Origin of the sequence: Paenibacillus sp. FSL P4-0184 (genome assembly GCF_038004625.1) — a bacterium.
Classification (GTDB): domain Bacteria; phylum Bacillota; class Bacilli; order Paenibacillales; family Paenibacillaceae; genus Paenibacillus_AQ.
This window is the reverse complement of record NZ_JBBORN010000001.1, coordinates 780,085-792,882: the sequence shown is the minus strand read 5'-3', so window position 1 is coordinate 792,882 and position 12,798 is coordinate 780,085. Positions and strand designations below refer to the sequence as shown.

7 protein-coding genes are annotated in these 12,798 nt (G+C 45.4%); 4 read left to right on the top strand and 3 right to left on the bottom strand.

What is annotated here, in order from left to right; translation table 11 throughout:
- The first annotated feature begins 136 nt into the window (after nt 1–136).
- On the top strand, nt 137–3,499 hold the full coding sequence (locus tag MKY52_RS03380; RefSeq protein WP_341049826.1) for a tetratricopeptide repeat protein: 3,363 nt from the start codon (nt 137–139) through the stop codon (nt 3,497–3,499).
- Nucleotides 3,500–3,621: 122 nt separating this feature from the next.
- On the top strand, nt 3,622–3,792 hold the full coding sequence (locus MKY52_RS03375) for a hypothetical protein (protein WP_156113060.1): 171 nt from the start codon (nt 3,622–3,624) through the stop codon (nt 3,790–3,792).
- A gap of 75 nt (nt 3,793–3,867) precedes the next feature.
- Here MKY52_RS03375 and cmpA read toward each other — a convergent pair whose 3' ends face one another.
- Entirely contained in the window at nt 3,868–4,005 is a 138-nt protein-coding gene (gene cmpA / locus MKY52_RS03370) for a cortex morphogenetic protein CmpA (RefSeq protein WP_094874036.1), read from the bottom strand.
- Between the two features lie 65 nt (nt 4,006–4,070).
- Nucleotides 4,071–4,433, bottom strand: coding sequence for a hypothetical protein (locus MKY52_RS03365; protein ID WP_042124766.1), 363 nt, complete (start codon nt 4,431–4,433; stop codon nt 4,071–4,073).
- 120 nt (nt 4,434–4,553) lie between these two features.
- On the opposite strand from MKY52_RS03365, the gene MKY52_RS03360 reads away from it, so the two are divergent.
- A complete protein-coding gene (locus MKY52_RS03360) occupies nt 4,554–5,024 on the top strand; it encodes a SprT family protein (protein ID WP_081382729.1) in 471 nt (156 codons plus the stop codon).
- Between the two features lie 13 nt (nt 5,025–5,037).
- Here MKY52_RS03360 and MKY52_RS03355 read toward each other — a convergent pair whose 3' ends face one another.
- Entirely contained in the window at nt 5,038–5,676 is a 639-nt protein-coding gene (locus MKY52_RS03355) for a pentapeptide repeat-containing protein (RefSeq protein WP_341049824.1), read from the bottom strand.
- 203 nt (nt 5,677–5,879) lie between these two features.
- Between MKY52_RS03355 and MKY52_RS03350 the strand changes: the two genes are divergently transcribed.
- A complete protein-coding gene (locus tag MKY52_RS03350; protein ID WP_341049821.1) occupies nt 5,880–12,701 on the top strand; it encodes an S-layer homology domain-containing protein in 6,822 nt (2,273 codons plus the stop codon).
- The last annotated feature ends 97 nt before the right edge of the window (nt 12,702–12,798 follow it).

Sequence of the window (12,798 nt, the reverse complement as noted above, 5' to 3'; positions counted from 1 at the left end):
AAATAACAACCTATTCATAAGGAAAATATTATTTTTAGGATAAGAATATTGTCCATCAGTTACAGATTATCGTCAATTGTTTAAAAGCGCTTGCAACGATAAATTAGAGCTATATCACGAAGGAGGAGAGAACGAAATGAGTATGAAAGAGCCTTCTACAATCTTAACGAACAGCGTCCGCATATGGGAGGAAATGGTTGAAATTCCTACCTATGAAACAGGTGAACCCGATAAAAATCCAATGTTCCTCGAGAAGCGAGTCTATCAAGGCAGCTCGGGGCGAGTATATCCACATCCTGTGGTTGATAAAATTATGGATGAGAAAGAAATGAAATCGTATCAGATGGTAATGCTCGAAAATGAATATGTACGCATCGAGATCATGCCTGAAATTGGCGGCCGTATCTATCGTGCTCTGGATAAGACGAACAATTATGATTTTGTTTATTATAATCGCGTGATTAAACCTGCGCTTGTTGGTCTGACAGGACCATGGATTTCAGGTGGAATTGAGTTTAACTGGCCGCAGCATCATCGTCCGAACACGTTTGGCCCTGTGGAGCATGTAATTACGGAGAATGAAGATGGCAGTGCAACCGTATGGGTGAGTGAAATTGACCGGATGTATGGAACGAAGGTCACAACGGGCTTCACGCTGCATCCTGGAAAAGCCTATCTCGAAGTTACAGCACAGCTATATAACCGAACTTCGGAGCCACAAACCTTCTTATGGTGGGCAAACCCTGCGGTTGCAGTCAATGACCATACGCAATCGGTGTTTCCACCGGATGTCACAGCCGTATTCGACCATGGTAAGCGTGATGTGTCCAGATTTCCTATTGCAACAGGAACGTATTACAAGATGGACTATTCCGAAGGTGTAGATATTTCGCGCTATAAAAATATTCCTGTTCCTACGTCATACATGGCGTATAAATCGGATTATAATTTCGTGGGTGGCTATGATCATGGGGTTGAAGCGGGTCTGCTTCACGTAGCGAATCACCATGTTTCTCCGGGTAAAAAGCAGTGGACTTGGGGCAACGGCAAATTTGGTCAAGCGTGGGACCGTAATTTAACCGATGAGGACGGACCCTATATTGAATTAATGACAGGGGTATTTACGGATAATCAACCGGATTTCACTTGGCTCCAGCCGTATGAAGAGAAGTCATTTACACAATATTTCATGCCATATAAGAACATCGGTGTTGTGAAAAATGCTTCTATTGATGCCGCCGTTAATCTTGAGGTGGATGAGACTTTACAGACTGCCACTGTGATGGCCTATGGAACTTCGGTATTCGTGGGAGCGGTTATTGAACTTAGAGGTCAGCATAGAACGTACGTGAAGGATACCGTTACGCTCTCTCCAGAATTAACCTATAAATCTTTCATTACGTTAGATAAAGTGGATCAGCCGCATCACTTAATCCTAACGGTGTTTGATGTGAGCGGAAACAGCCTCATATCTTATCGTCCAGCGAAGCCTAGCATTGAACAGGTTCCAGATGCAGCTAAGCCACTTCCACTACCGGAAGAATTAAAAAGCACAGAGCAGTTGTATTTGGCTGGAGTTCACCTGGAGCAATACCGTCATGCCACGTTCGAGCCAGAGCATTATTATGAAGAAGGCTTAAGAAGAGATGCATCCGATATTCGGCTTAATGTGGCTTATGGGACGCTGCTGCTTCGTCGAGGATTGTTCAAGCAAGCGGAAAATCATTTCCGTACGGCTATACGATCGCTGACTTGGCGCAATCCGAATCCATATGATAGTGAAGCATACTATCAGCTTGGTGTAGTTCTCAGACTGCAGGATCGCAAGGAAGAAGCATTTGCTGCCTTCTACAAGGCGGTATGGTCTGCAGCATTTCAAGACAGTGGATACTATGCATTGAGTCAAATTGCTTGTGAACGTGGGACGTATGAAGAAGCGTTGGAGCTCGCAACTAGAGCTTTGGCACGTAACACAAGAAACTATAAATCAAGACATGTAAAAACAGCACTTTTACGCAAGCTTGGACGTTACTCTGAGGCGATTACATTCGCAGAGGAGACATTGAAACTAGATATCGCGGACTTCGGGGCAGCGTATGAGAGAGTGCTTACGCTTACATTGCTCGGGCGACAAGAGGAAGCAGCTGAGGCTCAGATGAAGCTTGCACGGTTCATGCGAAACGATGTGCATAACTATTTAAATCTAGCTTCCGATTATGCAGGTAGTGGATTGTTCGCGGAAGCTGCACAGGTGTTAGAGCAAATTCGTAAGACATCGAATGAACCCAATTACCCGATGGTGCATTACACACTGGCTTATGTACACGAGAAAATGGGTCATGAGGAAGATGCGACAGCGCAGCTTCAGCTTGCTCAAGCAGCATCTTCTGATTATTGCTTCCCGAACAGCTTGTTTGAGCTGCAGGTATTAGAAAGCGCGATTGCCTGCAATCCGCTAGATAGTAAGGCTCATTATTATCTAGGAAATCTATTCTATGATAAAAAACGTACCGACGATGCCATTCGCCATTGGGAGCAATCCGTCGCGCTTGATGATCGTTTCCCGACGGTTCATCGTAACCTTGCGCTTGCTTATTACAATAAGCGTAATGATGCTGAGGCTTCCTTGCAGTCACTTGAACAAGCTTTCCAGTGCAATACGAATGATGCGAGAGTATTCTACGAGCTGGACCAATTGTATAAGAAGATGGGTGTTTCTGCTCAGGAGCGGATGGCAAGACTGCAGCAGCATATGGAGCTGGTGGAGAAGCGGGATGATCTATACCTTGAATATGTGACTCTACTGAATTTGCTTAGCAAGTATGAAGATGCTTTGTCAGTTCTATTACGACGCCAATTCCATCCATGGGAAGGTGGCGAAGGGAAAGCTACGGGGCAATATGTTTTGGCGCTTGTTGAACTGAGCAAGCAGGCGAATCAGGTAGGCCAATATGAAGAGGCTATCTCATTATTAACACGTGCGCTTCATTATCCAGAGAATTTAGGTGAGGGTAAGCTCGATGGTGCGCAAGAGAATAATGTGTATTACGAGCTTGGTGTGGCTTATAACGGATTAGGCAAGATGCAAGAAGCTGCACGACACTGGGCGATTGCGTCTCAAGGCTTGAAAGAACCAGCCAGCGCGATGTATTACAACGATCAGCCGCCAGAAATGATCTTCTATCAGGGCTTAGCATGGGTACAGCTGAATCATCCGAAGGAAGCGAACCGGCGTTTTAATAAGCTGATCGATTTCGCAGAAAGACATCTCTTTGATGAGGTGAAGATTGATTATTTTGCCGTATCCTTACCTGATTTCCTCGTATTTGAGGATGATCTGAATAGACGCAATCAAATTCATTGCTTGTTCATGATGGGTTTAGGTTTATTAGGCTTAGGGAAAATGGCAGAAGCGAAAGAACGATTTGAAGAAGCGTTGCACTTGGAGCCTAACCATCAGGGAGCTCGAATTCACAAGGCGATGTGCTTGGAATCATAAAAGAAATAAAGCAGTTTCATGATGCCGGAAAATAACTGGTTTGATTTGGAATTGTGTTTCAACTCTGAAAGCCCCGGGTTAATGGAGACTATCTACCAGCCTATATTCGAAAGGAGAGATTGATGATGGAACCGGGCTATAAAGATAGAAGCGTTGAAGTGGAGCATACAGAGGTGCAACGGAAATCGGATTCCAGTGTTGTCGCATCTACCTTTATTAAATATGCTGCTTATATTATTATTTTTTTCGGAGCACTTTTCTTCTTGGTCAGATATGTATTCCCTATGTTCTAATTCGGATTCCAACGAATCCTATACAAAAATCCATCCCCTGTAAGTAGCGGGATGGATTTTTGAATTTAACGAATCCTATAAATTTCTCTGGATGGAATCCGGTGATTCCGCAGAATTACGATAAAAGAACCAGCACTCGTTCAGCAGCTTGATCTGACGGCGGTCTTTTTTGTAATAGGCTTTCATCAGTTGATGGCAGAGCCACTGTGGCAAGGGTATCACTCCTCTAACTGCTTACGTAAGTTAGCATATGGAGAAATGAGCCTAAAGGTGACGATTTACAGAATGCTTTCTGCTTCCTCTTCGTACCACTGCTCTAATTGAGCTTGCAGCGCCCGAATCTCGGTCAGCAGGGAGATGAGTGGATAGTTCTTTTGCTCCTGAACAGAGGCAAAGGCCTGTTCCAATCTATTGATATAATCCAGACCGGACTCCAGGGAGTAATCTTCGCGTAGCAGATCCAATGAATCACACTCAGCAATAGCTAAGGGCAGATCCGGTACATTATCGGCTGTCAGCTTGTCGATTTCTTTGTTTAGACGTAAATTGAGCGCACTTAGCTGGTACGCATATTCCTCGGGCATTTCCACGAATTGCAATTCTTGATGTTGCTGCAAAATTACATACCGCATTTTCGGCATTGGTCATTCTCCCTCCGTACTTGTCTTCCTTCTTGACAGTTTAGCCTATGCACAAGTTACAATTCAAGTAGAGATCTTAATTCCCGTGGAAAGGACTTGTGATAGAACGCTATGGAAACGATGAGCAACGAAGAGCTGCAGCTGTGGATTGAGCAGGTATCACGGGACAGCTTTGGCGTACCCTTTAGGCACAAGGCAAGCTTTAACAGCCGATTATCTTCAACAGGCGGTCGATATTTTACCAAGAGCCATAATATAGAGATTAATCCCCATCAGCTTGCTATGTTCGGTAGAGAAGAGACGGAGAAGATTATAAAACACGAGCTCTGCCATTATCATCTGCATTTGGCGAAGCGAGGGTATATGCATCGTGACACTGATTTCAAAAGACTGCTGGCACAAGTCGGCGGGAGTCGCTATTGTCAGACATTGCCGGGTGCGAAAGCTCGAAAGTCACTACCTTACCGGTACAAGCTGATCTGTACAGCATGTGCTATGGAGTATCCGCGTAAGCGAAAAGTAGACCCCAAGCGCTACCGCTGCGGCAAATGTTCGGGTAAGCTGAAGCTGCTAGCGCTGGAAGTCCAGTAAGTCGAACAGCACGTTATTTTATAACCAGACCCATCAATCCAACAAAGGAAACAGCTTGCTGAGGCGAAATGACACATCCCTCCAAATCTTGTATATCCACGATCAAGCCACTAAACTCGCAGTCACTAAGATCGATCCCGTTAAGCTTTGATCCTGACAATGTGGCTTGATCAATATTACATTCGCTGAAGCTGACTTTCTGGAAATTCGATTGGTAGTAATCAGAGCTCATCAATGAACTATTCTCAAAAGCAACCTGCTTCAGATTAGCCATTCGAAATGTTGCGAAATCCCCGATACAATCTACCAATCGAACATTCTGGAATCTGCCTCTTGTGAAGTCCGTACCGATGAGCTTGCAGTTCCTGAATTCGGTTCGATGAATAATTGCATTCGTAAAATCCACATTGGATAGATCGCATCGCTCAAAAATTACATCCATCAGTTCAATCCCAGTTAAGGACGACTCGATAATCGTAACATTTTTAAAAACCACTTGATCAAAGCTGACTTTATTCGCCTCTTGATTATCAATAACTGTATCGCTTATGCTGCAACGACTGAATTCATCTTTGGTTTGCAGCGAGTATATTTGCTCAGGGAGTAGGGCGTCTGGATCTGATATTTTTGGTGAATCCATTTTGAATTTCATATGTACCTCCATTTAATGAATGCTCGTTTCTAATTAAATTAACTATCTTAGGGTTCAGCAGATTTGTCAATTTGAGTAGCGCTCAGACCTTTCGGGAGATACGTACAAATACACCTTTTTCTGGATAAAATCACACATCGTTTTGTAAGCGTTGCCAACTTAAGATGGAAGGGAAGTCCATATTAGGTAGAGGGGGCACATTTATGAAACGATTCAGGTCCGCGATGGCGGGTCTGCTCGCGATGCTGCTGATTTTTTCAAGCTTGCCTGTGATGGGAATCGGTAGCGGTTCCGTAGGAGCAGAAGGGGCCAACGGAACAGGCGCAGGGCTAATTCCATCAGGGACAGTACTCATCAAGAATAAGTGGAAAAATAATTTCTTATATGAAACGTCTGATGGTATCGTGCGTTATGGCATGACCAATCCAGCGGACACATCATCGCATTGGACAGTGGAGACGGTAAATGGTCTGTCACGAATTAAGAATATGAAGACGGGCCACTACATTACAATGGCTGGTAATAACGGCAAAGAGGATACACTTAAGGCGGCAGATCTCCAAGGAGCTGGAAGTGTTACGGATCAATGGTTGATCGATACTTCCAATAGAAACGGATACATGATCATCCGAAGCGCGAGCGTGCCTGAGAGTAAGCTGGTTATCCACGAGGAGAATCAGCTTGGTTATGCGCAAGTAAGCTCGGATATCAATATTACGTTTGAGAGTCCGCAGTGGGCTTTTATCGATCCTAACGCAGGAACAGTACCTGTACGGTTGGAAAGCCGGATGCGTCCCGGTCAGGTGATGTATGAGGAGAAAGGAAATGTACTTTACGGTAAACAACCTTTGAAGAATGAGGCTGCCCAGTGGTTTCTTGAGCCGGGAACGGACGACGGAACACTGATGATTCGAAACCGTGAGACGGGTCATTATATTAAGCAAAATGAAGTGACTTGGGCTGGAGTCTTTTCGCAAGAAATCGATCCGGACAAGGTGATGCTAAGTGAATGGGTGAAAGAAGATGCACCAGGCGCGGATGGAGCGGGTTTTATTACCTTAAGTAATAAAGGATTAACCGACGGAGTTAAGCCTTTATGGCTGAATCCTCAGTTTGAGGAAGATAACAACGTGCGCTCTAACAGCTGGCCGGGTGAAGCAACCAGTCATAATGCCCAGTGGAAAGTTGTCCCTATTTCCGAGTTGCAGCCGGTCCGCTTGGCAACTTATACAGATGCACAAGTAGCTACAGATTTCTTGTATGAATCCGCAAACGGTGCACTTAAGCACGGATTAATTGCTCCAGATACTGCTGATTCATCCGATTATCAATGGTATATAGAGGATTATGACGGTAATAAACGTATCCGTAATGCAGCAACTAATCATTATCTTTCGTATAGTGATGGCACAGCCAAGGCTGAGCAGATCAGCGGAAGCCAACCATCGGATCAATGGAATTTTAAAGATTCTGATGATTATGATGATTATCTGACACTAGAAAATGTAGAGAGCAAAGGCATCTATCTATCTACCTTGGGTGGAGACAGTGCTGGAGCAAGTGGGGATGCGACTTCATTAAGCGCCCAGTGGCAGCTTCTAGACCCTAACACACCAACAGATGGCACCATTCCATATTATCGTATTCAAAATGGCTGGAAGTCTTTTTATTGGTATGAATCTGCTGACGGCCTTTTGAAGTACGGAAATATGCAGAAGGATGGCTCCGATCAATGGCTGATTGAGAAATATAATGGCCGTAAGTTATTCAAGAACAAGAAAACAGGTCACTACATTAACACAGTGAATATGCCAGATGGCCATATTCAGGTCACCGAGCTTCCGGACAGGAATATTGTGCAGCAGGCATACATCTGGACAGGAAAAAATATTGGGAATAGTACCTACGTAATCAGTAGTGTCCTCGACAAGGAACCTAATAAATTCCCTGAAAAATTCATCTCACTTCAGAATCTCACTAAATACGCCGAGTATGGTGTGATCAATCCAGGTTGGGGCAGTCCGCAGTGGAGATTCGTTCCTGTAACCGAGAAAAAGCAGGACTTGTTCCGCTTCAAGCTAGACGCTGTAAATGGTGAAGATCAATATCTTAAGGACGGTCCTTTGCTGACTTCTCCAGATGTACTAGAGAAATTGCTAGAATCTAAGACTGTCACCGAAGCTGTTTATGATTCGCAGTCCGCTGAAGCACTGGTGCCGCTGGATAAGTCGGAATCTGCAACCGCTGATCCAAATCCTGTAGCTTCAGCTGCTGCGAACGAGGATGTAACAGTAGGTCAGGCTACTTATGGTTCACTTGATATGAATGACGATACCTTTGTCTGGCAGCTGCAAGAAATAGCTGGTAGCAATGGATCTGTGAAGATTAAAAATAAAGGTACTGGACGTTACCTTTCCCTGGAGCATATAGGTGGTGCAGTAGATGAGATTGAGCCTAATGTTGCCGTTCAGACACTGCAAACCATCTATGATGTATGGGGCAGCATTAAGTGGATTGTGGATATGCAGCCTTCAGGTCTGACTACTTTCAAGAGTGGATGGGCTGGCCACTATATGTATGGGGCTTCTGATGAGAATGGGAATCCGATTATAAAGATCAGTAAGGCTCCCGATGCAGCGGATAGAAACAGTGCTCATTTTGCCGCTGAAGCCGTTGAAGCGATTGCGCCACCGATCCCTGCTTACCCTGTAAGATTTAAGAATGCAAGCAGTGGGGAGTATTTATACGAGAATGAGCACGGAGTTGTTCTGTACGGGCAGCCGTCGGCAGAGAATGGATTCTCGCATTGGAATATATCTGTGCAGGACGGCAAACAGACGATTATCAATCGAGCAACAGGCCATTATTTAACATTGAATGGAGATTATTCATACTTGGAGAGCAGTAGCGCGGAACCGGCTATAGACGGAGCATCTGCTTGGGAAGTAAGCTTGGCTTCCGATTATACGCATTACACCATTCGTAGTCTCTATGGAGAATACGACGATGAATTAATAAACATTGCGAATAAGACAGGATATGCTGAACGTGCGCTCCTATTAGAGAGTGACGGCTTAGCTCAATGGACACTTGAAGCGGCTCAACAGGAGTTTACTACTCCGTCTAGAGAACTGCGCAATAACAACACAACTACTCCAGTTCAGAACGATACCAATATTATAACGATCGTACCAAAAGGGCTGACTGGCAAAGTATTGGCTGAACAAGAAGGGGCGCTCGTATATGCGAAACCTTCCGATACAGCTGCTCACTCCCAGTGGATCGTTCAGGATGTAAATGGACATAAACGCATAATGAACGTTCAGACCAAACATTATCTTTCTTTAAATGAAGCAGACCAAGCCGTCTTGTTAGCTTCTGGGGAAACTGAACGTTCCCAGTGGACGCTGGAAGGGAAATTAGGCTACAAGCTCCTGCTAAGTGCGGATAAAACAGCCTATCTTACTCACGACGCATCAGCTGTTCAACTCGGCTCTGCTGTGGGAACCGATAGCACTCTTTGGAGCTTCTTGCCCATTCCTTCAGATGCAATTTATGCAGGAGGAGAAGCATTCCAAGGAGATCATGTTATACGGTATGCAGTCAATGCTCAGCAAGCCGGTGAATATGATGCCGTTATTCGTTACAAGAATACTTCCAGTGATGTAACGGATCTGTTGCTTGAGGTGAACGGCCTGAAGGAATCAGATAAAGTTAACGTGGTCAAGACTTCCTCTTGGAAGACTGTACAGGTGAAGCTGCAGCTACGTGCAGGAATCAACATCGTTTCTCTAAGCAACGACAATATCGATTGGAATAACGTAAGCATTGATAGCCTGACAGTAAAAAATAGCGTGAACAAAGTTTACCGTGGGGCAACAGTTCCTTATATTAGCTATGAAGCTGAGGATGCAGTGACTAACGGAACACTAATCGGTCCTTCACGGAAATATCGCACTATGGCTTCTGAGGCTTCTGGACGACAAGCCGTCGCCTTGAAGAATACTGGGGACTATATAGAGTTCAAGCTTGCAGAAGCAGCTAATTCTATTGTTCTGCGCTATTCCATTCCGGACAGTTCGGATGGTGCTGGTGCTGAAGAAACATTGACTCTATATGTAAATGGAGTTAAGAAACAGCTTAATTTGACTTCAAAATATGCTTGGGAATATGGTAGCTACCCATGGTCAAATGATCCTCGTCAAGGTAGTGGACATCGCTACTTTGATGAAATTCATGCTCTGATTGGGAACGCTCCTGCCGGAGCAACCATTCGTTTAGAGAAGGGAACAGGAGACCAAGCCACTTCATACGTCATCGACTTGGTGGATATGGAGCAGGTAGCCCCTGAGTTGACTCGCCCTGACGGCTTTATTTCTGTAACGGATTTTGGAGCGGTAGCCAATGATGAGGGAGATGATACCGCAGCCTTTAAGGCAGCGCTTGCCGAAGCGGAGGCAACAGGTACTGGGGTTTGGTTCCCAGCAGGTACCTTCAATGTCGGAGAGGGTTTGCTGGATCTGGATACGGCTGAAATTCGTGGTGCAGGCATGTGGTATACAGTTCTGAATGGAGCTAAATTTTATGGTCATGGCGGCAAAGTCGGTGTATACGACCTATTAATTGATGGTGGTATAAACGTACGAGATGATGAAGCATTCACCAACGCCTTCCATGGTGCTTTTGGGCAAGGCTCGGTCATTCAGAACGTATGGATTGAACATACCAAAGCAGGCTTGTGGTTAACACAACCTATTGGTGAGAAAGCTCGCACAAATGGTCTGTACATGGCAGGTCTTCGAATCCGTAACCTTATGGCAGATGGAATTAACTTTGCCGTAGGCACGGGCAACAGCATGATGGAACAAAGTGACATCCGTTATCCAGGGGATGATGGTATTGCGATGTGGTCGTTCACAGATGCCAAATTGAATGAAGTGAATGGCGCGGAACGGACATTTAGCTATAACAATACGGCACGTTTTAATAACGTCTCACTGCCATGGTTGGCCGATAACATTGTGGTCTTCGGTGGTAAAGATAACAAAGTTCAAGATAACGTGGTAAAAGACACTGTAACTAACGGAGCCGGGATCGCTGTATCTACCCGTTTCTCCGCAGAGCCGTTCCAAGGAACGACAATCGTTGAGCGGAATACATTGCTTCGCACTGGTAGTTATGATTCGGGCTACGGGGTAAACCTCGGTGCGTTATGGCTGTACGCTGGTGAGAGCGACCTAAAAGGAAAAGTACTCATCCGTAACAATACGGCGCTCGACAGCACCTATTCTGGCCTGATTGCCCACGGTAATCTGGAGGGAAGTGCTCTCACGACGATTGATGGAGTTGTTCTGACGAATAATGTATTAGACGGTGCAGGTACGAGCGGTATAGAAGTAACGAAAAATCTGAAAGGTAACCTGCTCGTCGACAACTTGATTATTCGTGGTGAACGGATGAACCTCCTGTCCAATGCATCTCCTGACTTTAACATCATTGAACAGAATCAAGGGATAGCCACAGCTGTTAAACCTTTCTCCATCAAGCTAGCAGATGGACAGAGCGGACCTGTTGTACTAGAACAAGGAAAGTCAGCTATTCTTCAGGTGTTGGACAAAGAAGGAGCGGAGATTACTACACAAGCTACACTTAATTTTATGAGCAGTGACATTGCTACTTTTGCAAACAACAGTATTCATGGAGTTAAAGCGGGAAGCACAGACTTCACGGTAACTGTTGGCAACGATAAGAGGGTGTATACAGTTGAGGTGGTGTTACCTAATGGTGGGACGGATCCTGTGGATCCGACTGAACCAACGAGTACTCCTGATCCGGCGGGGTCAGTAAATCCTGTTGCACCTGTCGCTACACCAACGCCAACACCAGCTGCTAATCATGATGCGCAGCTAAAAGCTAAGGCGACTGCTGGGCAAGCTCTTATCGAGATTTCAGCTAACGGAGATGGTATAGCTCGCTTTAGCGCAGAAGCTCTACGCAATGCAGCAGCACTTAGCCCGAATGCGGTGCTTGTCATTGCCAGTGGCGATATGAGCTATCGCTTCCCGTTAGGACTCGTGGAGAGCGTGCTGAAAGCTGCACAAATGCCGGCAGGCACTTTAGAGTTCCAACTAAATCCGCTAAGCGGAAAAGGATTGGAACAACTGCTTGCCAAGGCTAAGCAGCAAGGTTTTAATGTGCAAGGAACTCCGGCAAGTGTCACCTTAAAGGTCACAGATGGCAAAAACACTGTACCTGCTAATGGGTTCGGCACTACGTATGTAGATCGTACATTTATGATGGAGGGAGCACTGGTTGCAAAGACGGGAGTAGTCCTTATTTACGATGAGCAGACGGGTTCTTTCCGTTATGTACCTGCATTATTCGAGCTCGTAGGTGGGATGACCAAGGTTACTGTTAAGAGCAGCAGTGCTAGCGGGATATTCGTCGTTGCACAACACCCTGTAACTTTTGGAGATATTTCTTCACACTGGGCAAAGAACGACATCGAAACGCTTGCCAGTCGACTGATCTTGACCGGACAATCCACAGATAACTTTGCACCTCAGAAGTCTGTTAGTCGTGCTGAGTTCGCAGCTATGCTAATTCGCTCTTTAGGCCTAGCCGCTGCGAACACAACGAAGACCTTCAGTGATGTGTCTGATTTATCATGGTATGCAGCGGATGCTAGAGCCGCAGCAGCCTTAGGAATGGTTCAAGGCTATGAGGATGGCACCTTCCGTCCGAACGCCCCTATTACACGGGAGCAAATGGCTGTTATGGCAGCTAGAGCACTGAAGCTGTTGAACCTTGGAGCTGGAGAATCTGGAGCTAACCCTGCGACAAATGCATTTACAGATTCATCTGCTATTTCTTCTTGGGCTAAAGAGGCTGTGAATGTCTTAACAGCAAAAGGGATCATGAAAGGCCAATCGGCAGATAGCTTTGCGCCTGGCAGTGATACTAGCCGTGCAGAGGCAGCCGTGATCCTAGCAAGATTACTTAAAGCTACCGGATTATTGAATTAATTTTCTACTAAAAGAGCAGCGATTCTCCGGTAATTGGAGAATCGCTGCTCTGCGTTTTTTTGGACGAAGGCTGTCTGCCAGAACATATTTGGTTATT